This window comes from Actinosynnema sp. NPDC053489 (genome assembly GCF_044544865.1).
GTDB lineage: Bacteria > Actinomycetota > Actinomycetes > Mycobacteriales > Pseudonocardiaceae > Actinosynnema.
Window position 1 is genome coordinate 527522 of the sequence record NZ_JBITXT010000003.1, and the last position, 22984, is coordinate 550505.

Sequence of the window (22984 nt, forward strand, 5' to 3'; positions counted from 1 at the left end):
ATTCCGGCGCTCCGCCCGGGCCCGCCCCCGACGGGAGCCCTCGGGTGACGCGCTGGGTGCTGCTGCACGCACGGGCCCGGCAGGTCCCGGCGTCGTTCGGCGCGGTGGTGGTCGCCGTGACCGCGCTCGCCGCGCTCGCCCACCCCGGCGGCAGCCCGCAGCTCGCCGCGCTCGGCGCGGCCGTCGGCGTGGGAGCCCTCGCGACCGGCCTCGGCGGACCGGACCCCGCGCTCGACCGCACGGCCGCGTTCGGCTGGCCGCCCCGCCGGGCCGCGCACCTGCTGCTGGGCGGCGCGGTCGTCGCCGCGCTCCTGCTGGTCGCGGGCCGGGTGGCGGCCCCGATCGCCCCGGACGCCTTCGTCCTGCGCGACGTCCTCGGCCTCGGCGGCGTGGCGGCCCTGGCCGCGTCGCTGCTCGGCCCCCGCACGGCGTGGTCGCTGCCGGTCGGCTGGACCGGCGTCACGCTGGTCGTCCCGCCCGGCGACGACCACTGGGCCACCCGCCTGCTGACGTGGCCGGTGCAGCCCACCGGCACGACCTCGGCCACGGTCACCGCGGTCGCGCTGGGCTGCGCCGGCCTGCTCGCCCACAGCTGGTTCGGCTGCCGCCGCTAGACGCCCAGCGGGTGCCAGACCGTCTTCGTCTCCAGGAACGCCCGCAGCCGGGCCAGGTCCGGCTCGCGGGTGAAGTCCTCCGCCGGACGGGACCGCAGCACGCGCTTCACCGTGCCCGCCGCCGCCCGTTCCAGGTCCGCCCGCGCCGACTCCGGCGCGCCGGTGAGGTCCAGCGCGTTCACGTCGGCGTGCGACGCGAGCCACGGCGCGATCTCCGCGGTGCGGCCGGTCAGCACGTTCACCACCCCGCCGGGCACGTCGGACGTCGCCAGCACCTCCGCCAGCGTCACCGCGGGCAGCGGCCGGTCCTGCGAGGTCACGACCACCGCCGTGTTGCCGGTCGCGATCACCGGCGCGATCACGCTGACCAGCCCGAGCAGCGACGACTCCTGCGGCGCGAGCACCGCGACCACGCCCGTCGGCTCCGGCACGGAGAACGAGAAGTACGGCCCGGCCACCGGGTTCGCCGCGCCCAGCACCGTCGCCACCTTGTCGGTCCAGCCCGCGTACCAGACCCACCGGTCGATGGCCGCGTCCACCAGCGACTGCGCCTTCTTCAGCGCGACGCCCTCGCCGGCGGCCACCTCGGCGGCGAACTGCTCCCGCCTGCCCTCCAGCACCTCGGCGACCCGGAACAGCACCTGCCCCCGGTTGTACGCCGTCGCGCCCGACCAGCCGGGGAACGCCTTGCGCGCCGCGGCGACCGCGTCCCGGGCGTCCTTGCGCGAGCCCTGCGCCGCGTTGGCCAGGAACGCGCCCTTGGCGTCGACCACGGGGTAGGACCGGCCCGACTCCGACCGGGGGAACGCGCCGCCGATGTAGAGCTTGTAGGTCTTCGCGACCGCGACCCGGTTCTCGGACTTGCCGAGGGAAATCCGACTCTCAGACATCGAGGTACGCCTCCAGCCCGGTGCGACCGCCCTCGCGGCCGAAGCCCGACTCCTGGTAGCCGCCGAACGGGGCGGTCGGGTCGAAGCGGTTGAACGTGTTGGCCCACACCACGCCGGCGCGCATCTTCTGCGCCGCCCACAGGATGCGCGACCCCTTCTCGGTCCAGATGCCCGCCGACAGCCCGTACGGCGTGTTGTTCGCCTTGGCCACGGCCTCGTCCGGGGTGCGGAACGTCAGCACCGACAGCACCGGCCCGAAGATCTCCTCGCGGGCGATCCGCATGGCCTGCGACACGTTGGAGAACACCGTCGGCGCGAAGAAGAAGCCCTTGTCCGGCAACGGGCACGCCGACGTCCACCGCTGCGCGCCCTCGGCGTCGCCGGACTCGACCAGCTCCTGGATCTTCGTGAGCTGCTCGCGCGAGTTGATCGCGCCGACGTCGGTGTTCTTGTCCAGCGGGTCGCCGACGCGCAGCGTGGACACGCGCACGCGCAGCTTCTCCAGCAGCTCCTCGGCCACGGATTCCTGCACCAGCAGCCGCGAGCCCGCGCAGCAGACGTGGCCCTGGTTGAAGAAGATCCCGTTGACGATGCCCTCGACCGCCTGGTCCAGCGGCGCGTCGTCGAACACGATGTTCGCCGCCTTGCCGCCCAGCTCCAGGCCGAGCCTGCGGCCGGTGCCGGCGAGCTGCCGCTGGATGACCTTGCCGACCTCGGTGGACCCGGTGAACGCGACCTTGTCCACGTCCGGGTGGGCCACGACGGCCGCGCCGACGTCACCGGCGCCCGGCAGGATGTTCACCACCCCGGGCGGCAGGTCGGCCTGCTGGACGATCTCCGCCAGCACCAGCGCCGTCAGCGGCGTCGTCTCGGCCGGCTTGAGCACCACCGTGTTGCCGGTCGCCAGCGCCGGCGCGATCTTCCACGCCGCCATCATCAGCGGGAAGTTCCACGGGATGACCTGGCCCGCCACGCCGAGCGGGCGCGGGTCGGGGCCGTAGCCCGCGTAGCCGAGCTTGTCCGCCCAGCCCGCGTGGTAGAAGAAGTGCGCGGCGGCCGTGGGCACGTCCACGTCGCGCGACTCCTTGATGGGCTTGCCGTTGTCCAGCGACTCCAGCACCGCCAGCTCCCGGGAGCGCTCCTGGATCAGGCGCGCGATGCGGAAGATGTACTTGGCGCGCTCGGAGCCGGGCATGCGACCCCAGACGTGGTCGTAGGCGCGGCGAGCGGCCTTCACGGCCTTGTCGACGTCCGCGGGCGCGGCCGTGGAGACCTCGGCCAGCACCTCCTCCGTGCCGGGGTTGACCGTCTTCAGCGGCTCGCCGGCGCCGTCGACGAACTCGCCGTCGACGAACATCCGGTAGTTCGGCTTGAGGTTCGCGATGTCCCGCGACTCGGGCGCGGGCGCGTATTCCCACATGTCAGTCCACCGTCACGTAGTCGGGGCCGCTGTAGTGGCCGGCCAGCTGGGTGCGCCGCTGCATCAGCAGGTCGTTGAGCAGCGTGGAGGCACCGAAGCGGAACAGGGTCGGGGTCAGCCACTCCGGTCCCGCGACCTCGTGCACCGCGACCAGGTACTTGATCGCGTCCTTGGTCGTGCGGATGCCGCCGGCGGGCTTCACGCCCCTCAGCTCGCCGGTCCGCGCGTGCCAGTCGCGGACGGCCTGCAGCATCACGTGCGTCACCGGCAGCGTGGCGGCGGGGGACACCTTGCCGGTGGAGGTCTTGATGAAGTCGCCGCCCGCCAGCAGGGCGAGCCAGGACGCGCGGCGCACGTTGTCGTAGGTCGCCAGTTCGCCGGTCTCCAGGATGACCTTGAGGTGCGCGTCCCCGCAGGCGCGCTTGACCTGCGCGATCTCGTCGAACACCTGCCCGTAGCGGCCGGACAGGAACGCGCCCCGGTCGATCACCATGTCGATCTCGGTGGCGCCCGCCTCGACGGCGTAGGCGGTGTCCTCCAGCTTCACCTTCAGGCTCGACCGGCCCGAGGGGAACGCGGTGGCGACGGAGGCGACGCCGACGTCGGTGCCCTTCAGCTCCTCGACCGCCGCGCCCACCATGTCCGGGTACACGCAGACGGCGGCCACCCGCGGCACGTCCGGGTGGTCCGGGTCGGGCCGGCGCGCCTTCGCCGCCAGCGACCGCACCTTGCCGGGGGTGTCGGCGCCCTCCAGCGTGGTCAGGTCGACCATGGCGATCGCGGTGTCGATGGCCCACAGCTTCGCGGCCTTCTTGATGCTGCGGGTGCCCAGACCGGCCGCGCGCTGTTCGACGCCGACCTGGTCCACACCGGGCAGCCCGTGCAGGAACCGGCGCAGCGACGCGTCGTCGCGGACGGCGTCCGCGAACGCCGGCGGCAGCGACGGCGAGGTGGGGGGAGCAGCCATGTCGCCGAGTCTAGGCGGAATGGGACGGCCGTCCTAAGTCAACGACTTCGCGCAGGTCAGAGCACGTGAAGCCGGTTCGCGAACCACCCCTGGGGGTCGGTTCGTCAGTCCTCCAGCTCCTCGCGCTTGTGGGCCTTGAGCTTCTTCTTCTTGGGCCGCCGCACCTCGACCGCGCCCATCATCGCGAAGCCGGTGATCCGCACGACCGGGCCGCCCGGGATCGTCGGCGCACCCTTGTGCGTGGCGTCCTCGAACGCGCCCATGAAGCCGATGCCGTCGACCCGGACGGTGATGTCCTCGGGCACGATGATCTCAACCCCGCCCATGAGCGCGAAGGCGTTGATCGTCGTCTCGCCCTGCGCGAAGCGGGCCCGGGTGAGGTCCAGCTCGACCCCGCCCATGATCGCGACCGCGGTGTGCATCGGCGGCACCACCCACTCGCCCCGCCGTTCCACGCCCGACCAGAACGCGAACGACACCGTGGAGCCGGGCGTGCCGCCGATGCGCGAGGCGGGCGCGTGCTGCTGGAGGGGCACGGGCATGACGGAGGGCGCGGGCACCCCGAGGTCGGCGGTCAGCGGCACCAGGTCGCCGTAGGTCTTGGCCGCGTACACCGCCGCCAGGCGTTCGTCCAGCTCGTGCAGGTCGAGCCTGCCCTCGCCGTGCGCCTGTTGGAGCACCTGGGCGACCTTCTCGCGGTCGGCGTCCGAGGCACGCATCTGACGGGGGTCCGGCACCAGCTCGTCGCTCACACGGGTGAGTCTAGGAGTCCGGTCGTCCCGGGTGCTCGATTTGCCCCCACCACCCGGAGTCCTCTGGTTCGGCGGTTGTCAGGTCGGTGGTCGTCAGGTCGGCTGGCGCACCGGCAACCCGGCGGCGCGGTAGATCTCGTCCACGACCCGCATCGTGGCCACCGCGTCGTCCGCCGTCGTCGGGAACGGCTTGCCGTGCAGCACGGCGTCGGCGAACGCCTCCAACTGGTACTCGTACGACGGCCGCCGGTCGAACCGCTCGACCCGCCGGTGGCCGTTCAGCCGCACCGCGAGCCGGTGCCCGGCCTGCGGCGCGAACGGGTTGAAGACGCGCATCTCGCCGTTGGCGCCCAACACCTTCGCCGACAACCTCAGCAGCGACCGCGACCACATCGACGCGACGACCGTCCCGGTGTGCCCGGCCGGGAACTTCAGCTCCGCCCGCATCGCGCGGTCGACGCCGTCGCCCTTCAGCTTCGCCCGCGCGGACTTCACCTCCGGCTCGCCGCCGAGGTAGCGCACCATGTTCACGGCGTAGCAACCGGCGTCCATCAGCGCGCCGCCGGCCAGCTCCAGCGAGTACCGGATGTCCTTGAACCGGGGCATCGGGAACGCGAGCCGCGCCTCGACGTGCCGCAGCTCGCCCAGCTCGGCGACCACCTCCGGCAACCGCAGCGCCAGCGGGTGGTAGCGGTAGTGGAACGCCTCCATCACCACGAGGCCGCTGCTCCCGGCCGCCTCCGCGACCGCCGCGGCCTCGTCGGCGTTGGCCGCGAACGGCTTCTCGCACAGCACGTGCTTGCCGGCCGCCAGCGCCGCCAGCGTCCACCTGCCGTGCAAGCCGTTGGGCAGCGGGATGTAGACGGCGTCGACGTTCTCGTCGGCCAGCAGGTCCTCGTAGGTCGCGTGCACCCGGGCGATCCCGAACCGGTCGGCGAACCGCCGGGCCCGTTCGGCGTCCCGCGCGGCGACCGCCGACACCTCGACCGCGGCCGCGTTCCGCGCCGGTCGGACCAACGCCGCCGGAACGATCCGCGCCGCACCCAGCACCCCGATCCGCACGTGGTCGGCCATGCCCAGGACGTTACCCGGGCGGGCACGTCGTCAACCCCGAGCCGCCGGGCACCGCTCCGGGCTACCACATACTGTTCGACCATGGACGTCCTCGTTGTCGATCACCCACTGGCCAGGGCGCGGCTGACCACCATGCGCGACGCCCGCACCGACAACGCGGCGTTCCGCGCCGCGCTCCAGGAACTGACCGTGATGCTGGTGTACGAGGCCACGCGCGACCTGCCCGTGGCCGAGGAGCGCGTGCACACGCCGGTCGCCCGCACCACCGGCTACCGCCTGGCGAACCCGCCGCTGCTGGTGCCAGTGCTGCGGGCCGGGCTGGGCATGGCCGACCAGGCGCACAAGCTGATCCCGGACGCGCAGATGGGGTTCGTGGGGCTGGCGCGTGACGAGGAGACGCTCCAGCCGACGCCGTACATGGAGTCGCTGCCGGACACCCTGGCTGGCCGGCCGGTGTTCGTGCTGGACCCGATGCTCGCCACGGGCGGTTCGATGGCGTACACGATCCGCCTGCTGACCGACCGCGGGGCGACGGACGTGACGGCGATCTGCACCCTCGCCGCCCCCGAGGGCATCAAGCACCTGGAGGAGTCGAACCTCCCGGTCCGCCTGGTCACCGCGAGCGTCGACGAGCGCCTGAACGACTCGGGCTTCATCGTCCCCGGCCTGGGCGACGCCGGCGACCGCCAATACGGCTCCGTCCACTGACCCGTGTGTCGAACGCTCACGTCCCGTGTGTCGAACCTCCGGGACCACCGTGTCGAACGTTCGCGTCCCCTGAGTTCAACGTTCGGGTCGGCGTGCGAGGACGCGAGTGTTGAACTCGGGGGTCCCTGAGCGTTCGACACACCGGCCGCGAAGGTTCGACACACGAGACCTGGAGGTTCGACACACGGGGGCTGAGGGTTCGACTCGCGGAGGTGAGAGGGATTCGCGTTGACGGATTCGGCCGAACGGACGTAGCAATGGTCTAGACCTCATCACTACCGTGGTCCAGACCACACCGAGCACGCGAGGAGAGCCATGTCGAGCAGGAGATGGGTGCTCCCCGCACTCCTGGCCACCGCGATGGCCGCGACGCTCGCACCCGAGGCCGCCGCCCACGGGACGACCACGCGCACCGTCGGGTACTACACCCAGTGGAGCGGCTACGACCGCAACTTCCTGGTCCGCGACCTCGTCGCCAACGGGACCGCCCCGCGGCTCACCCACCTGAACTACGCCTTCGGCTTCCTCGACGAGTCCGGCAAGTGCGTCAGCGCCGACCCGTGGGCCGACTACCAGCGCCCGTTCACGGCCGAGCAGAGCGTCAACGGCAAGGCCGACGTCGCGGGCCAGCCCCTGTCGGGCAACCTGAACCAGCTCAAGCAGCTCAAGGCCCGCTACCCCAAGCTCCGCATCAACATCTCCCTCGGCGGCTGGACCGGCTCCAAGTACTTCTCCAACGCCGCCCTCACCCCGCAGTCACGCGCCGCGCACGTGGCCTCGTGCATCGACCTGTGGCTCAAGGGCAACCTGCCCGGTGCGGCACCCGGCGCGGCGGCCGGCCTGTTCGACGGCTTCGACCTCGACTGGGAGTGGCCGTCGTCCGAGGCCGCGCCCGGCAACGTCGTGCGGCCCGAGGACAAGCGGAACTTCACCGCGCTGCTCACCGAGTACCGCGCGCAGCTCGGCAAGCTGACCTGGCGCACGGGCAAGCGCTACGACCTCACCGCGTTCCTGCCCGCCGACCCGCGCCAGGTCGACCGGGGCTTCGAGGTGGACCGGGTCTTCGACCTGCTGACCTTCGGCACGATCCAGGGCTACGACTACCACGGCGCCTGGGACCCGCTGACCAACCAGCAGTCCTCCCTCCGCACGCCCGCGGCCGACCCGACCACGCCGCCGTTCAGCTCGCAGGTCGCGATCGACCACTACCTGCGCAACGGCGCGCCGAAGGACAAGGTCGTCATGGGCGTGCCGTTCTACAGCCGCGGCTGGACCGGCGTCCGCGACGAGAACAACGGCCTCTTCCAGCCCGCCGCGGGCCCCGCGCCCGCCACCTACGAGGCCGGGTACGAGGACTACCGCATCCTCAAGGCGCAGCTCTCCAAGTTCACCGTGCACCGGGACGCCAAGGCCGGGCACGCGTGGTTGTTCGACGGCAGCACGTTCTGGACCTGGGACGACCCGGTCGAGATGAAGCGCAAGGGGCGCTACGTGGCCGAACGACGCCTTGGCGGCGCGATGATCTGGTCGCTCGACGGCGACACCGCCGACGGCGAGCTGATCAAGGCGCTCACGAGCGGGCTGTCCTGAACCGGACGGTCCACGGGGTCCGGGGAGGTTTCGCGGCGGCCACCTCCCCGGGCCCCACCTTCATGCCACGACCTCACGCCACGCGACGCCAACCGTCCGCGTGCGCGCGCAGCGCGCGCTCGTAGACGGGCGCGATCTCCACCCCGGGCGGCAGGTTCCCGTTGAGCTCCAGGCTCACCAGGCCGTGCACCATGCCCCACATCGCCAGCGCGATCCGCTCCGGTTCCTCCTGCGCGAACACCCCGGTCCGCACGGCCCGCTCGACGTCCCGCACCACGGGCAGGAACGTCCGGACCGCCGCCTCCTTCGTCTCGTCGGACGGCTCGAACCCCGGCACGACCTTGCTGAACATCACGAGGTAGAACTGCGGGTCCGCCAGCGCGCTCGCCCGGTACGCCAGGCCGATCTGCACGATGTCCTCGACCGGGTCGTCGGTCTGCGGCACGCTCGCGATGCGTTCACCGAATCGGCGGAACGCCTCCTCGTACACCGCGTTCAGCAGCGCCGGCTTGCCGCCGAACAGCGAGTACACGGCGGTGGTCGAGGTGTTGACATCGGCCGCGAGCCTGCGCAAGCTCAGTGCGCCCGGGCCTTCGGTGGACAGCAGTTCGCCCGCCCGCTCCAGCAGTCGGCCGCGCAGCGCCTGGTCGTGTGTCTTCGGTCGTGGCACCGGGGCATCGTATCGCAACAGTGTTATAATTCGCGCCCTGGTCATCGTGGTATCAGCTTGGTACCGTCAATCTCCATGGCGATGACTCTGCGTCTGAGCGACGAGGAGAACCGGCGGCTGGACGAACTCGCCGCGGCTGAGGGTCGTTCGAAGCAGGAGGTCGTGCGCTTGGCGTTGGCCGAGCGGTGGGCCAGGCTGCAGAAGGAAGAACAGCTCTCCGAGGTCCTCGGGCGGGTGCTCCCGAAGTACCGCGGGCTGCTCGACCGCCTCGGCTCCGCCTGACGTCGGTTGCGGGATCCCGCACCTCTGCGCGACCGCTCGACTACTCCTCGGCCACACCGTCGCACCTTCGGGTGAGCGCACCGTCATGGCCTCGATGTTCGAACACATGTTCGATACGATCAATCCATGCAGCTCAACCGCCGCACTCCCGAGCACCCGCCCGGCTACCGCTGTGAGCGTCCGCTGCGGCCCGGGTGGCACCGGTATCGTGCGCCGTTGAAGATCGGGCTGCGTCCAGGTTGCGCTTCGGTGCACAACGCGGCCGACAGCATCCTCGCCGCCCTCGGGGCGGGGAGGCGACACGGACCCGAGGGGGTGGGTGGTGACGCCGCAGGCGTCCCCGGTGCGGTGTGGCCGCGCCGGAGTCCCCGCCCTTCGGGACAGGGAGCGCGTCAAGCAGTGGTCAACTACCTCGACGCCGGCGACTTGCTCGTGCTGGCGACCGCCGTCACCGGCGGGGACCTGGTCGTGCGCGACTTAGGCCTCCTCGACTCCGCAGCCCACCGGCCCAGGGCCACAGTGCTGGGGGTCGAGGCGTACGACACGCTCTGGCTCAAGGCTTCCGCGCTGCTCGACTCCATCGTCCGGACGCGCCCGCTGGTCGAGGGCAACTGGCGGTTGGGCTGGGTCGCCGCGGTGACGTTGTGCGACATCAACGGCTGGTGGGTCGACGCGGAGGAGGACGAGGCCCTCGACCTGGTGCGCGCGCTGGGCCGGGAGCAGATCGACGTGGCCGGGATGGCCGCCCACCTGGAGGCGTGGGGCACGCCGAAGGACGACTGACCGCGTCCGGGTTGACCTGGAGCGCACTCCAGCTCCTACGGTCACACCGTGACTTATTCGATCGCCCAAGCGGCCGAGCGCAGTGGGTTGTCGATCGACACCCTGCGCTACTACGAGCGGATCGGCCTGGTCGAGCCGCCTGCCAGGGACTCCGGTGGGCGGCGCACCTACAGCGACGACGACCTGGGCTGGCTGGTCTTCCTGACCCGCCTGCGCACCACCGGCATGCCCATCCGGATGATGCGCGAGTACGCGCAGCTCCGGCACCGCGGCGCGGCCAGCGCGGGCCGGCGCAAGCAGATCCTGTTCGAGCACCGCGCCTCCGTCCGCGCGCGCATCGCCGAGCTCCAGTCGTGCCTGGAGGTGCTCGACTACAAGATCACGCACTACGAGCAGATCGAGCACACGACCGTCGAGGGGATCACGGCATGAGGACGTTGGGCGAACTGCGGGTCGGCGACCAGGGCTTGGGCTGCATGGGCATGAGCCAGTCCTACGGCGTCGGCGACGAGGCCGAGTCGATCGCCACCGTCCACCGGGCGCTCGACCTCGGCGTCACGCTGCTGGACACCGCGGACGTCTACGGCGCCGGCGCGAACGAGGAGCTGGTGGGCCGGGCGATCAGGGGCCGCCGGGACGAGGTCGTGCTGGCGACCAAGTTCGGGCTCGCCGACCCCGACCGCAAGCCGCGCGGTGACGCGGCCTACGTCAGGCAGGCCGCGGAGGCGTCGCTGCGGCGGCTGGGCGTCGACCACATCGACCTGTACTACCAGCACCGCGTCGACCCGGACGTGCCGATCGAGGAGACGGTCGGCGCGATGGCCGAGCTGGTCGCCGAGGGCAAGGTCCGGCACCTGGGCCTGTCAGAGGCGGGCGCGGGCACGATCCGGCGGGCGCACGCCGTGCACCCGATCAGCGCCCTGCAGAGCGAGTGGTCGCTGTGGACGCGCGACGTCGAGGCGGAGATCGTGCCCGCGTGCCGCGAGCTGGGCATCGGCATCGTGCCCTTCTCGCCGCTGGGCCGCGGGTTCCTCACCGGCCGCGTCACGTCCGTCGCCGACCTGGCCGAGGACGACGTGCGGCGCACGCTGCCCCGCTTCGCCGAGGAGAACTTCGCCCGCAACACGGCGATCGTGGACGCGCTGCGCGCCCTGGCCGCCGAACGCGGCGTCACGGCCGGTCAGCTCGCGCTGGCGTGGGTGCACCACCGGGGCGAGGACGTCGTGCCCATCCCGGGCACCAAGCGGGTGAAGTACCTGGAGGAGAACGTCGCCGCCGCCCGCCTGGAGCTGACCGCCGACGAGCTGGGCGCGATCGAGGCCGCCGCGCCGGCCGTCGCCGGGGAGCGGTACCCGGCCGAGTTCCTGAAGCTCTCGAACCGCTGACCGCCGAGAAGACCACCGCCGAGAAGACCACCGCGGGTCAGACCACCGAGGAGAGGACCACCGTGGAGAACCGCCGGTTGGGCGCGCTCGACGTGAGCGCGCAGGGCCTGGGCTGCATGGGCATGAGCGACTTCTACGGCCCCGGTGACGAGGCCGAGTCCGTCGCCACCATCCACCGCGCGCTGGAGCTGGGCGTCAGGTTCCTCGACACGGCCGACATGTACGGGCCGTTCACCAACGAGGAGCTGGTCGGCCGCGCCATCAGGGGGCGTCGGGACGAGGTCGTGCTGGCGACGAAGTTCGCCATCGTCCGCGCCCCCGGGCTGCCGCGCTCCGAGTGGGGGCTGCGGGGTGACCCGGCGTACGTCAGGCAGGCCGCGGAGGCGTCGCTGCGGCGGCTGGGCGTCGACCACATCGACCTGTACTACCAGCACCGCCTCGACCCGAAGGTGCCGATCGAGGACACCGTCGGCGCGATGGCCGAGCTGGTCGCCGAGGGCAAGGTCCGGCACCTCGGGCTGTCCGAGGCGGGCGCGGGCACGATCCGGCGGGCGCACGCCGTGCACCCGATCGCGGCCGTGCAGACGGAGTGGTCGTTGTGGTCGCGCGACATCGAGGACGAGGTCGCGCCGACGTGCCGGGAGCTGGGCATCGGCATCGTGGCGTACTCGCCGCTCGGCCGCGGCTTCCTCACCGGCCGCTACACGTCCAAGGACGACTTCGCGGCGGGCGACTTCCGCCTGGTCGGGCAGCCGCGGTTCGCCGGCGACAACTTCGACCGCAACCTGGCGCTGGTCGAGTCGCTGCGCGCGGTGGCGCGGGAGCACGACGCGACGCCCGCGCAGATCGCCCTCGCGGGGTCCACCACCAGGGCGCGGTGCCGATCCCGGGCACCAAGCGGGTGAAGTACCTGGAGGAGAACGCCGCCGCCGCGGACCTGGCGCTGACCGGGGCGCAACTGGCCGCGATCGCCGCCGCCGTGCCCGCCGACGCGGTCGCGGGCACCCGCTACCCGGCCGAGGTGATGCCCTCGCTCGGCCGCTAGAGCGTCAAGGTGGCCGCCACCGCGGCGCCCAACTCCCGGCACCGCTCCCGTGCCGCGGCGTCGGGCGCCCCGGTGGAGGTCACCGGTTCCGCGACCGGCCGCCACCCCAGCCCGGTCGTGATGTCGCGCAACGCCTTCACCGCGCCCTCCACGCCCAGGTTGCCGTGCACGTAGGCCCCGAACGGCCGGCCGCGCGTGGCGTCCAGGCAGGGGTAGTAGACGGTGTCGAAGAAGTGCTTCAACGCCCCGCTGATGTACCCGATGTTGGCCGGCGTGCCCAGGACGAACCCGTCGGCGTCGAGGACGTCGGACGCGGTGGCGGACAGCGCCGGGCGGCGGACCACCTCGACGCCCTCGATGTCCGGGTCGGTCGCCCCCGCCACCACGGCCTCGAACAGCTCCTGCAGCGCGGGCGACGGGGTGTGGTGGACGATCAGCAGGCGCGGCACGCGGGTCAGGGTGCCGCGATCGGCGGGGCACGGCAACCTCGGGGTAGGGTTGAGGAGCCCTGGTGACGGTGTTGTCGCTGGTCAAGGGTGTGACGTGACGGCCGGGTCCGGACCGCGGCGGCTGGCGTAGCAAGATCGACAAGGGGCGCGGGGGAACCGGCGGGCCCGTCGCGCGTCTTCACTTGCAGTGACACTGGAGGGAGTCATGGAAACTCGCAGCATCGCCACGATGAGTCGCAACCGGCGGATCACCTGGGGGGCGGGGGTCGCCATCGGGGTCGGGCTGATCGGCCTGCCGCTCGTCTTCATCGCCCTGTGGCCGGGGGTCGACCACAGCCCGTGGGACGTCAACACGATGATCCTCGCGACCGGCGTCGCGCTGTGCACCACCAGCTACGTCGCCGCCCGCATCTCGGTGGCCGCCGTCACGCAGCACCGCCCGCGCCCGGTGAGCCCGCCGACCAGGCGCCCGTACCTGGTGGCGGGCGGTTCGCTCGTCGTCGCCGTGCTGTGCCTGCTGCTGGCCCTGGCCTCCTGACCGCTAGTCCAGCAGCTCCGCCACCCGCGCCCGCAGCTCGGCCAACCGGGCGCGGGCGCGTTCCCGGGCCGCCGGCAGGTCGCCGGACACCGGTTCCACGACCTCCAGGTACGCCTTGAGCTTCGGCTCCGTCCCCGACGGCCGCACGACCACGCGCACGCCCTCGCGGGTGAGCCGGACCACGTCGGCGTCGGGCAGCAGGTCCTCGAACGCGAAGCCCTCCGGCGGCGCGGCGCGCAACCGGGCCATCAACGCCCCGATCCGGCTCAGGTCCGTGAACCGCAGCGACACCTGGTCGGTCAGGTGCAGGCCGTGGTCGACGGCGAGCTGGTCCAGCGCGTCCACCAGCGTGCGGCCCGACGCCTTCAACCCGGCCGCCAGGTCGCACGCCACCACGGCCGCCGAGATGCCGTCCTTGTCGTTGACGTGCGCCGGGTCGACGCAGTTGCCCAGCGCCTCCTCGTAGGCGAACACCAGCCCCTCACCCGCCCGCACCAGCCACTTGAACCCGGTCAGCGTCTCCGCGTACCGGGCGCCGTGCGCCGCCGCGATCGACTTCAGCAGCGACGACGACACGATCGTGGTGGCCACGAGCGGGTCGGGGTGGTCCGTCGTCGACAGCACGAGCGAACCCAGCAGCACGCCCGTCTCGTCACCGCGCAGCATCCGCCACGACCCGTCCCGGTCCCGCACGCCCAGCGCGCACCGGTCCGCGTCGGGGTCCAGCGCGATGGCGAGGTCGGCGTCCTCGGCCGCCGCCAGCTCCAGCAACCGGTCCGCCGCGCCCGGCTCCTCCGGGTTCGGGAACGCCACGGTCGGGAAGTCCGGGTCCGGCACGGCCTGCTCGCGCACCACCCGCACGTCGGTGAACCCGGCCCGCCGCAACGCCTCCACCGCCGTCGCGCCGCCGACGCCGTGCATGGGCGTCAGCACCACCCGCAGGTCGCGCGCCGTGCCGCGGGGCAGCGCGGCGACCGTCCGGAGGTACTCGTCCACCTCGGCGTCCGACACCGGCAGGTGGTCGTCCGACAGCGGCACCGACACCGCGGCCGGCACGCCCCGGATCGCCGCCTCGATCTCCCGGTCCTCGGGCGGCACGATCTGCCCGCCGCCCGCCAGGTACAGCTTGTAGCCGTTGTCCGCGGGCGGGTTGTGGGAGGCGGTGATCTGCACGCCCGCCACCGCGCCGTGCCGCTTGACCAGGAACGCCAGCACCGGCGTCGGCAACGGGCCCGGCAGCACCCGCACGGTGAAGCCCGCGCCCGCCAGCACGCCGGCCGCCGCCGCGGCGAAGTCCTCCGACCCGTGCCGCGCGTCCCGGCCGACGAACACCGTGCCGACGTGCCCGTTGGCCCGCAGCCACGCGGCCAGCCCGGCCGTGGTGCGGGTGACGACGGCCCGGTTCATGCCGTTCGGCCCGGCCCGCACGGGTCCGCGCAACCCGGCCGTGCCGAAGGTGAGCGGGCCCGCCATCCGGTCGGCCAGCTCGTCGACCGCGGCGGCGTCACCGCCCATCGCCCGCGCCAGGACGGTCTGGAGCTCCAGCCGCGTCGCCGGGTCGGGGTCGTCGGCGATCCAGCGGTACGCGGCGTCGCGCAGTGCCGGGGCGAGGGTCATGCCCGGGTCACCAGCTCCCGCAGCAGCGCGCCCATCCGGCTCGCCGCCGCCTGACCGGCCTCCAGCACCTCTTCGTGGTTGAGCGGTTCGCCGGTGATGCCCGCGGCGAGGTTCGTCACCAGGGACAGGCCGAACACCTCGACGCCCTCCGCGCGGGCCGCGATGGCCTCCAGCACGGTGGACATGCCGACCAGGTCCGCGCCCATCGTGCGCAGCATCCGGATCTCGGCGGGGGTCTCGAAGTGCGGACCCGGCAGGCCCGCGTACACGCCTTCCTCCAACGACGGGTCGATCTCCCGCGCGAGGTCGCGCAGCCGCGGCGAGTACAGGTCGGTCAGGTCCACGAACCGCGCCCCGACCAGCGGGGACGACGCGGTGAGGTTCAGGTGGTCGCTGATCAGCACCGGCTGGCCGACCGACATGCCCTGCCGCAACCCGCCCGCCGCGTTGGTCAGCACGACCGCGCCGACACCGGCCGCCGCCGCCGTGCGGACGCCGTGCACGACCTTCGCGACGCCCTTGCCCTCGTAGCCGTGCGTCCGGCCGAGCATGACCAGCACGTTCTTGTCCTCGACGCGCACCGACCGCACCGTGCCGCCGTGCCCGACGGCGGTGGGCGGCTCGAACCCGGGCAGCTCGCCCATGGGCACCTCGGCGCTCGCCTCGCCGATGAGGTCGGCGGCGGGTCGCCACCCGGACCCGAGGACGACGGCGATGTCGTGCCTGTCCACCCCGGTCCGCTCGGCCAACGCCTTGGCCGCGTCGGTCGCCAGGGCTTCCGGAGAGGTCTTCTCACTGATACCGGTCACGGCCGGGAGCCTAATCGCCGCCCCACTCCGGTGCCCGCAGCGCCGCTGTGGGGTCCACCGCTGTGGGGTCCGCCGCTAGTCCTTCACGCTGAACGTGGGCGCGATGGCCTCGAACAGCCGGCTCCGCCCGGTCTCCTCCTGCTCCGTCGGCACGACCACCTCGACCACCCACAGGTCGTTGCGGCGCGGCAGGACGCGGGAGTAGCGGCTGCGGCGCAGGTCCGGGCCCGGCGGCACGGTGCCGCGGGCCGTCGGGGTCGCCCGCTCCGCGGTCCGGTAGCTGTACTGGACGCCCGGCTGCGGCCCGCCCGGCGGCAGGACGTCGGTCGGTTCCACGACCTCGCCGAAGTACTGGCCCTCCGCCCACCGCGACCGCACCAGCTCCAGGTAGTCCTCGAGCGTGTGGCGGGGGTAGTAGTCCGGGAACCGCTGGACCGTCACCTCGTACCACCCGTTCGGCGCGACCAGGTGCACGACGGTGCTCGGGTCGAGCCCCTCGTTCGCCCGCTGCTCCAGGAAGCTCGTCCAGTCCGGGCCCACCTCGATGGTGAACTCCGCGCCCTGCTCGCCCTTCGCGGCCGCGGCCGACGCGGTGGTCGGCAGCAGCGACGGCGTCCCGGTCACCACGGGCGGCGACGGCGCGGTGCGGGTCGGCGGCGGCAGCAGCGGCGCGCCGGCCACGGTCCTGGTCAGCGCGAAGCCGGACGCGCTGCCGATGGCGAACAGCACCACCGCCGACAGCGCCACGGCCACCGCCGCCCCGGGCCTGCGCCCCAGCTCGCGGGTCGGCGGGGGAGCGGGGGCGAACGGCAGCGGGCCGGGGTCGGCGGCCAGCGGGGTGTCCGGGGCGATCGGCTGCTTGACCGGCGCGGGCCGCACGACCTCCACCACGGGGCGGGTGGCCGCCGACGTCGGGAACACGTCGGTGCCCGGCTCGGGCAGCAGCGGCCGGACCAGCCGCCGCACCTCCGCCAGGGGTAAGCGCTCCGCCGGCTCCTTCACCATCAGCCCGGCCACGACCGGCTCCAACGCCCCGCACGCCGACGCCGGCGGCACGTCGCCGTGCACGACCTGGTTGATGGTCTGGAGCACGTTCGCGCCTTCGTACGGTTGCTGCCCGGTCATCGCCGCGTACAGCGTGGCGCCCAGCGACCACTGGTCCGCCGCGAACGACACCGCCCCGCCGGCCGCCACCTCCGGCGCGATGAACGCGGGCGTGCCCAGCGTGATCCCGCGACTGGTGAGGGTGGCCTCGGCGACGTTGCGGGCGATGCCGAAGTCGGTGAGCTTGACCCGGCCGTCGTCGGCGACCAGCACGTTGCCCGGCTTGACGTCCCGGTGCGTGATCCCGGCGCGGTGCGCGGCCTCCAGCGCCGCCGCCACCGCGTCCGCCACGACCGCGCCCTGCACGTCGGTCAACGGCCCGCGCCGCCGCACGACCTCCGCCAGCGACGACGACGGCACCAGCTCCATCACCACGTACGGGTCACCGTCGACCTGCACCACGTCGTACAGCGTCACGAGGTTCGGGTGGGCGAGCGCCGCGGCCGACCGCGCCTCGCGCAGCGTGCGCTCCCGGAGCAGCTCGTCGTCCGCGGGGTCGACGCCTTCCGGGGTGCCGCCCGGGCGCAGGATCTCCTTCACCGCGACGGCGCGGCGCAGCACCTCGTCGTGCGCGGCCCACACCGTCCCCATCGAGCCGCGCCCCAGGACGTGCCGCAGCCGGTAACGGCCCGCGATGAGCCGGTCGTGCCCGGTAATCGGCTGGTCTTCCTCCACTTCGCCATCATTCCCCAGCGTGGAAGACTGAGGTCTGCATCGTTCACGGCGGTGAACCTCACATAGCCGCCGTACTACTGGTGAGTAACACTGCGGAGCATGATGGAGCCGTCAGGCGAGTTGGCGCTGGCCGCCGAGTTCCCCGCCCCCGACCACGAGCAGTGGTCGGAGCTCGTCCGGGGCGTCCTGCGCAAGTCGGGTGCGGAATTCGGGTCCCTGATCACCACCACCTACGACGGCATCGACGTGCGGCCGCTCTACACCGCGGCCGACCGCGCGCCCGACGCCGGTTTCCCGGGCCTCGCCCCGTTCACCCGCGCCGGCAGGCCGCAGGGCGCGGTGGAGGGCTGGGACGTCCGCCAGCAGCACGTGGTCGCCGACCGCGAGGCGGTGCTGGCCGACCTGGAGAACGGCGTCACGTCGCTGTGGCTCAAGGGTCTCGACCCGGCCGCCTACGACGACGTGCTGGCCGACGTCTACCTCGACCTCGCGCCCGTCGTGGTCGACGCCGGCGCGGACTTCCTCGACGCCGGGCGCGCCATGCTGCGGGTCTGGGACCGGCGGCCGGTGCTCGCGAGCCAGGTCCGGGGCAACCTCGGCGCCGACCCGCTGGGCGTGCGCGCCCGCACCGGCCAGGCCGCCGACTTCGCGGCGCTGACCGAGCTGCTCGGCGCGGCCCGCGCGTTCCCGGAGCTGCGCCTGGTCGTCGTGGACGGCCTGCCGTTCCACGAGGCCGGCGGTTCGGACGCGGAGGAGCTCGGCGCGTCCCTCGCCGCCGGCGTGGCCTACCTGCGCCACCTCACCGGGGCCGGGCTGGACGCCGCGCGGGCCGTGCGGCTGCTGGAGTTCCGGTACGCGGCGACCGCCGACCAGTTCCTCACCATCGCCAAGTTCCGCGCCGCGCGGCGGCTGTGGGCGCGGGTGACCGAGGTCGTCGGCGCACCCGCCGCGCAGGTCCAGCACGCGGTCACGTCGCCCGCGATGATGACCCGCCGCGACCCGTGGGTGAACATGCTGCGCACCACCGTGGCGTGCTTCGGCGCGGGCCTGGGCGGGGCGGACGCGGTGACCGTGCTGCCGTTCGACCACGCGATCGGCCGGCCCGACGACTTCTCCCGCCGCATCGCCCGCAACACCCAGTCGCTGCTGCTGGAGGAGTCGAGGCTGGCGGGCGTGATCGACCCGGCCGGCGGCTCCTGGTACGTCGAGCGGCTCACCGACGACCTCGCGCGCGCCGCGTGGGCGTGGTTTCGGGAGATCGAGGCGGCGGGCGGGCTGCCGGAGGCGTTCGACCTGGTCGGCGACCGGATCGCGGCCACCTGGGAACGGCGGCGGGCGAACCTCGCCGACCGGTCCGACGCGATCACCGGCGTCAGCGAGTTCCCGAACCTCGGCGAGCAGCCGGTGGTCCGCGAGCCGCACCCCGAGCAGCCGGGCGGCGGCCTGCCGCGCGTCCGCTACGCCCAGGACTTCGAGGCGCTGCGGGACGCCGCCGACGCCGCGCCCGAGCGACCCCGGGTCTTCCTGGCCACCCTCGGCCCGGTCGCCGCGCACACCGCCCGGGCCACGTTCGCGGCGAACCTGTTCCAGGCGGGCGGGATCGAGACGCCGAGCGCCGGCGCCACCGCGACCGCGGACGACGTGGTCGCGCGGTTCCGCGAGAGCGGCACGAGGGTCGTGTGCCTGTGCGGCAGCGAGACGAGCTACGCCGAGCTCGCCGAACCCGTGGCGCGGGCGCTGCGCGAGGCCGGCGCGGAACGGGTGCTGCTGGCGGGCAGGCGGTCCGAGGCCGAGATCGACGAGTACGTGTTCACCGGCTGCCCGGCGCTCGACGTGCTGGAGCACACGTTCGAAGCCCTTGGAGTCCCGCGATGATCCCGAACTTCGCCGACGTCGAGCTGGGCGAGCCGACCCCCGACGCCGACGCCGCCCGGTGGCGGGCCGCGCTGCAGGAGGCGACCGGCAAGGGCGTCGACGCGTTCACCTGGGAGACGCCCGAGGGCATCGGCGTCAAGCCGGTCTACACCGCCGCCGACACCGAGGGCCTCGACTTCCTCGCCACCTACCCGGGCATCGCGCCGTTCCTGCGCGGCCCGTACCCGACGATGTACGTCAACCAGCCGTGGACGATCCGGCAGTACGCCGGGTTCTCCACCGCCGAGGAGTCCAACGCCTTCTACCGCCGCAATCTCGCGGCCGGGCAGAAGGGCCTGTCCGTCGCGTTCGACCTGGCCACGCACCGCGGCTACGACTCCGACCACCCGCGCGTGGCGGGCGACGTCGGCATGGCGGGCGTGGCGATCGACTCGATCTACGACATGCGGCAGTTGTTCGACGGCATCCCGCTGGACCGGATGAGCGTGTCGATGACCATGAACGGCGCCGTGCTGCCGGTCCTGGCGCTGTACGTGGTGGCGGCCGAGGAGCAGGGGGTGGCGCCCGAGCAGCTCGCCGGGACCATCCAGAACGACATCCTCAAGGAGTTCATGGTCCGCAACACCTACATCTACCCGCCGCAGCCGTCGATGCGGATCATCTCCGACATCTTCGCGTTCACCTCGCGGCGGATGCCGAAGTTCAACTCCATCTCCATCTCCGGCTACCACATGCAGGAGGCGGGCGCGACGGCCGACCTGGAGCTGGCCTACACGCTCGCGGACGGCGTGGAGTACCTGCGGGCGGGCCGGGACGCGGGGCTGGACGTCGACGCGTTCGCGCCGCGGCTGTCGTTCTTCTGGGCGATCGGCATGAACTTCTTCATGGAAGTCGCCAAGATGCGCGCCGCCCGGCTGCTGTGGGCCAAGCTGGTGAAGGGCTTCGGCGCGCGCAACCCGAAGTCGCTGTCCCTGCGCACGCACTGCCAGACGTCCGGCTGGTCGCTCACCGCGCAGGACGTGTTCAACAACGTCGCCCGCACGTGCGTCGAGGCGATGGCCGCCACGCAGGGGCACACGCAGTCGTTGCACACCAACGCGCTGGACGAGGCGCTGGCGCTGCCGACGGACTTCTCCGCGCGCATCGCCCGCAACACGCAGCTGCTGCTCCAGCAGGAGTCCGGCACCACCCGGGTGATCGACCCGTGGGGCGGCAGCGCGTTCGTGGAACGCCTCACGCACGACCTGGCGCACCGCGCGTGGGCGCACATCACCGAGGTGGAGGCCGCGGGCGGGATGGCGCGGGCCATCGACGCGGGCATCCCGAAGCTGCGCATCGAGGAGGCGGCGGCGCGCACCCAGGCGCGCATCGACTCCGGCCGGCAGCCGGTGATCGGCGTGAACAAGTACCAGGTCGAGGTCGACGAGAAGATCGACGTGCTCAAGGTCGACAACGCCGGGGTGCGCGCGCAGCAGCTCGCGAAGCTGGCGCGGCTGCGCGAGGAGCGCGACCAGGCGGCGGTCGACCGGGCGCTGACCGCGCTGACGAACGCGGCCGGCTCGGACGGCAACCTGCTGGAGCTGGCCATCGACGCGGCCCGGGCCAAGGCCACGGTCGGCGAGATCTCCGAGGCGCTGGGCCGGGTGTGGGGCCGCCACTCCGCGCAGATCCGCACGATCACCGGCGTCTACCGCGAGGAGGCGGGGTCCGTGTCCAACGTCGAGGCCACCCGCGAGGTCGTGGCGGAGTTCGCCGAGGCCGAGGGGCGGCGCCCGCGCATCCTGGTCGCCAAGATGGGCCAGGACGGGCACGACCGGGGCCAGAAGGTGATCGCGACCGCGTTCGCCGACCTGGGCTTCGACGTGGACGTCGGCCCGCTGTTCCAGACGCCCGACGAGGTGGCGCGGCAGGCCGTGGAGGCCGACGTGCACGTCGTCGGCGTGTCGTCGCTGGCCGCCGGGCACCTCACGCTGGTGCCCGCGCTGCGGTCGGCGCTGGTGGAGCTGGGCCGCGACGACATCATGATCGTGGTCGGCGGGGTGATCCCGCCGCAGGACTTCGAGGCGCTGCGGGATGCGGGCGCGGCGGCGATCTTCCCGCCCGGCACGGTGATCGCCGACGCGGCGGGCGACCTGCTGCGCCGGCTCGCCGAGCAGCTCGGACACGACGAGGTCGCGGCGCGCCCCGGCGACGGCGAGGCGGTCGACCCGCCGGGACGAGATGCCTAAGCCGGTCGACGTCGGCGAGTACGCCAAGGGCGTGCTCGCCGGGAACCGGGGCACCCTCGCGCGGGCCATCACGCTGGTCGAGTCGACGCGCCCCGACCACCGCGCGGCGGCGCAGGAGCTGCTGGTCGAGCTGCTGCCGCACTCGGGCGGCGCGCACCGCGTCGGCATCACCGGCGTGCCCGGCGTGGGCAAGTCGACGTTCATCGACGCGTTCGGCTCCATGCTGACCGGGCTCGGGCACCGGGTGGCGGTGCTGGCGGTCGACCCGTCGTCCACCCGCACCGGCGGCTCCATCCTGGGCGACAAGACCCGGATGGCCCGGCTCGCGGTCGACCCGGCGGCGTTCATCCGGCCCTCGCCCACCTCCGGCACGCTCGGCGGCGTCGCCAAGGCCACCCGCGAGTCGATCGTGCTGGTCGAGGCGGCCGGCTACGACGTGGTGCTGGTCGAGACGGTCGGCGTGGGCCAGTCCGAGGTCGCGGTGGCCAACATGACGGACTGCTCGCTGTTCCTCACCCTCGCCCGCACCGGCGACCAGCTCCAGGGCATCAAGAAGGGCGTGCTGGAGCTGGCGGACGTGATCGCGGTCAACAAGGCCGACGGGCCGCACGAGCTGGACGCCCGCAAGGCGGCGCGCGAGCTGGCGGGCGCGTTGCGGCTGCTGCGCCCGCCGGACGCCGTGTGGCACCCGCCCGTGCTGACGTGCAGCGGGCTGGACGGCACGGGCCTGGACGCGGTGTGGGAGCAGGTCCGGGCGCACCGGGCGGCGCTGGAGGCGGCCGGCGAGCTGGCCGAGCGGCGCCGCCGCCAGCAGGTCGACTGGACCTGGGCGATGGTCAACGACCAGCTCCTGGCGAGCCTGCGGGCCGCGCCGGGGGTGCGGTCGGTCGTGCCCGAGGTGGAGCGGCGGGTGCGCGCGGGCGAGCTGACGGCGACGCTGGCCGCCGAGCGCATCCTGGCCGCGTTCCGCGCCGGCGCGTGACCCCTCACGTCGCTGTTCGCTCACGGCACGTGAACGGTTCCCGGTTCGGATGACCACTGACAGTGGTAACCCCGCAGGGTGGTGGCTAGGCTTGGCGACCATGTGGCGATCTGTGCTCGCGGTGTGCCTGTTCGTGCTGGCCGGTGTCTTCACCGCGTCGGGCACAGCGGCGGCCGTGACGACGGCGCCTCACCTCGCCGCCGCCCAGCCCACCGAGACCCTCGCGCCCGGCGGCACGATCCAGCCGGGCGGCACCGTGCCGCCCGGTCCGGACCTCGACGCGCCGCAGGACCAGCCGGCGTCCTCGTCCGGCTCGGAGACCCGCCGGAAGCTGTGGATCGGCGGCATCGCGCTGCTGCTGTTCGCGCTCGTCTACTGGCGGAACAAGAAGCGGTGGTCCAAGTGGAGGGCCGGGCGCAAGTCCGGTTGATCCCGTTCGGGTGATCTCGCCGGGTGGTCCGCGAGCGGGCGGCTCGACCTGGGTTTTTCCCAGTGGGTGGGAACACGTGGGCGCGATGTGGTCGCGT

Annotated in this window: 22 protein-coding genes and 1 pseudogene; 13 read left to right on the top strand and 10 right to left on the bottom strand. The window is 73.2% G+C overall.

Annotated features, from left to right (window positions below; genetic code table 11):
• The first annotated feature begins 44 nt into the window (after positions 1-44).
• Entirely contained in the window at positions 45-614 is a 570-nt protein-coding gene (locus ACIGNX_RS09235) for a hypothetical protein (RefSeq protein WP_396537963.1), read from the top strand.
• On the opposite strand, the gene ACIGNX_RS09240 is transcribed toward ACIGNX_RS09235, so the two are convergent.
• From ACIGNX_RS09240 to ACIGNX_RS09260, 5 genes are all read right to left on the bottom strand, one after another.
• Positions 611-1504: an aldehyde dehydrogenase family protein gene (locus ACIGNX_RS09240; RefSeq protein ID WP_396537965.1), complete on the bottom strand. Its 894-nt coding sequence runs from the start codon at positions 1502-1504 to the stop codon at positions 611-613. The genes ACIGNX_RS09235 and ACIGNX_RS09240 overlap by 4 nt on opposite strands.
• Positions 1497-2924, bottom strand: coding sequence for an aldehyde dehydrogenase family protein (locus tag ACIGNX_RS09245; protein ID WP_396537967.1), 1428 nt, complete (start codon positions 2922-2924; stop codon positions 1497-1499). The genes ACIGNX_RS09240 and ACIGNX_RS09245 overlap by 8 nt, the downstream gene beginning before the upstream one ends.
• A 1-nt stretch (position 2925) precedes the next feature.
• The gene (gene deoC / locus ACIGNX_RS09250; RefSeq protein ID WP_396537969.1) at positions 2926-3891 is read right to left on the bottom strand and encodes a deoxyribose-phosphate aldolase; all 966 of its coding nucleotides are present in this window, start codon (positions 3889-3891) and stop codon (positions 2926-2928) included.
• A gap of 104 nt (positions 3892-3995) precedes the next feature.
• Positions 3996-4643, bottom strand: a complete 648-nt coding sequence (locus ACIGNX_RS09255; protein WP_396537971.1) for a DUF1707 domain-containing protein — start codon at positions 4641-4643, stop codon at positions 3996-3998.
• Between the two features lie 93 nt (positions 4644-4736).
• A complete protein-coding gene (locus ACIGNX_RS09260) occupies positions 4737-5717 on the bottom strand; it encodes a Gfo/Idh/MocA family protein (protein WP_396537973.1) in 981 nt (326 codons plus the stop codon).
• Positions 5718-5798: 81 nt separating this feature from the next.
• On the opposite strand from ACIGNX_RS09260, the gene upp reads away from it, so the two are divergent.
• Positions 5799-6425: a uracil phosphoribosyltransferase gene (upp, locus tag ACIGNX_RS09265; RefSeq protein WP_396537975.1), complete on the top strand. Its 627-nt coding sequence runs from the start codon at positions 5799-5801 to the stop codon at positions 6423-6425.
• Positions 6426-6740: 315 nt separating this feature from the next.
• Entirely contained in the window at positions 6741-8015 is a 1275-nt protein-coding gene (locus tag ACIGNX_RS09270; RefSeq protein WP_396537977.1) for a glycoside hydrolase family 18 protein, read from the top strand.
• A 73-nt stretch (positions 8016-8088) separates the two neighbouring features.
• On the opposite strand, the gene ACIGNX_RS09275 is transcribed toward ACIGNX_RS09270, so the two are convergent.
• Positions 8089-8685, bottom strand: coding sequence for a TetR/AcrR family transcriptional regulator (locus ACIGNX_RS09275; protein ID WP_396537979.1), 597 nt, complete (start codon positions 8683-8685; stop codon positions 8089-8091).
• 75 nt (positions 8686-8760) lie between these two features.
• Here ACIGNX_RS09275 and ACIGNX_RS09280 point away from each other — a divergent pair, with 75 nt between their 5' ends.
• The 5 genes and pseudogenes from ACIGNX_RS09280 (at position 8761) to ACIGNX_RS09300 (ending at position 12180) form a co-directional block, all read left to right on the top strand.
• Positions 8761-8967: a type II toxin-antitoxin system VapB family antitoxin gene (locus ACIGNX_RS09280; RefSeq protein WP_015105038.1), complete on the top strand. Its 207-nt coding sequence runs from the start codon at positions 8761-8763 to the stop codon at positions 8965-8967.
• 399 nt (positions 8968-9366) lie between these two features.
• On the top strand, positions 9367-9750 hold the full coding sequence (locus tag ACIGNX_RS09285; protein ID WP_396537981.1) for a type II toxin-antitoxin system death-on-curing family toxin: 384 nt from the start codon (positions 9367-9369) through the stop codon (positions 9748-9750).
• A 48-nt stretch (positions 9751-9798) separates the two neighbouring features.
• A complete protein-coding gene (locus tag ACIGNX_RS09290; RefSeq protein ID WP_396537983.1) occupies positions 9799-10182 on the top strand; it encodes a MerR family transcriptional regulator in 384 nt (127 codons plus the stop codon).
• Positions 10179-11135, top strand: coding sequence for an aldo/keto reductase (locus tag ACIGNX_RS09295; protein WP_396537985.1), 957 nt, complete (start codon positions 10179-10181; stop codon positions 11133-11135). The genes ACIGNX_RS09290 and ACIGNX_RS09295 overlap by 4 nt, the downstream gene beginning before the upstream one ends.
• A 116-nt stretch (positions 11136-11251) precedes the next feature.
• Positions 11252-12180, top strand: a pseudogene (locus ACIGNX_RS09300) (aldo/keto reductase).
• On the opposite strand, the gene ACIGNX_RS09305 reads toward ACIGNX_RS09300, so the two are convergent.
• Positions 12177-12629, bottom strand: coding sequence for a flavodoxin family protein (locus tag ACIGNX_RS09305; RefSeq protein WP_396537987.1), 453 nt, complete (start codon positions 12627-12629; stop codon positions 12177-12179). The pseudogene ACIGNX_RS09300 and the gene ACIGNX_RS09305 overlap by 4 nt on opposite strands.
• A gap of 229 nt (positions 12630-12858) precedes the next feature.
• Between ACIGNX_RS09305 and ACIGNX_RS09310 the strand changes: the two genes are divergently transcribed.
• Positions 12859-13167 (top strand): hypothetical protein, encoded by a 309-nt coding sequence (locus ACIGNX_RS09310; protein WP_396537989.1) that lies wholly within the window; start codon positions 12859-12861, stop codon positions 13165-13167.
• Between the two features lie 3 nt (positions 13168-13170).
• Here the strand turns inward: ACIGNX_RS09310 and ACIGNX_RS09315 are convergent, their stop codons facing one another.
• The 3 genes from ACIGNX_RS09315 to ACIGNX_RS09325 form a co-directional block, all read right to left on the bottom strand.
• Positions 13171-14784: a phospho-sugar mutase gene (locus tag ACIGNX_RS09315; protein ID WP_396537991.1), complete on the bottom strand. Its 1614-nt coding sequence runs from the start codon at positions 14782-14784 to the stop codon at positions 13171-13173.
• Positions 14781-15593: a purine-nucleoside phosphorylase gene (locus ACIGNX_RS09320; protein ID WP_396537993.1), complete on the bottom strand. Its 813-nt coding sequence runs from the start codon at positions 15591-15593 to the stop codon at positions 14781-14783. The genes ACIGNX_RS09315 and ACIGNX_RS09320 overlap by 4 nt, the downstream gene beginning before the upstream one ends.
• 75 nt (positions 15594-15668) lie before the next feature.
• Positions 15669-17372, bottom strand: coding sequence for a protein kinase (locus tag ACIGNX_RS09325; protein WP_396537995.1), 1704 nt, complete (start codon positions 17370-17372; stop codon positions 15669-15671).
• A 102-nt stretch (positions 17373-17474) separates the two neighbouring features.
• Here ACIGNX_RS09325 and ACIGNX_RS09330 point away from each other — a divergent pair, with 102 nt between their 5' ends.
• From ACIGNX_RS09330 to ACIGNX_RS09345, 4 genes are all read left to right on the top strand, one after another.
• Positions 17475-19247, top strand: a complete 1773-nt coding sequence (locus ACIGNX_RS09330; RefSeq protein ID WP_396538204.1) for a methylmalonyl-CoA mutase family protein — start codon at positions 17475-17477, stop codon at positions 19245-19247.
• Positions 19244-21475, top strand: a complete 2232-nt coding sequence (gene scpA / locus ACIGNX_RS09335; protein WP_396537997.1) for a methylmalonyl-CoA mutase — start codon at positions 19244-19246, stop codon at positions 21473-21475. The genes ACIGNX_RS09330 and scpA overlap by 4 nt, the downstream gene beginning before the upstream one ends.
• Complete coding sequence (meaB, locus tag ACIGNX_RS09340) at positions 21468-22457, top strand: methylmalonyl Co-A mutase-associated GTPase MeaB (RefSeq protein WP_396537999.1); 990 nt, start codon at positions 21468-21470, stop codon at positions 22455-22457. Before scpA ends, meaB begins: the two co-directional genes overlap by 8 nt.
• Before the next feature lie 100 nt (positions 22458-22557).
• On the top strand, positions 22558-22887 hold the full coding sequence (locus ACIGNX_RS09345; protein ID WP_396538001.1) for a hypothetical protein: 330 nt from the start codon (positions 22558-22560) through the stop codon (positions 22885-22887).
• Positions 22888-22984: the final 97 nt, after the last annotated feature.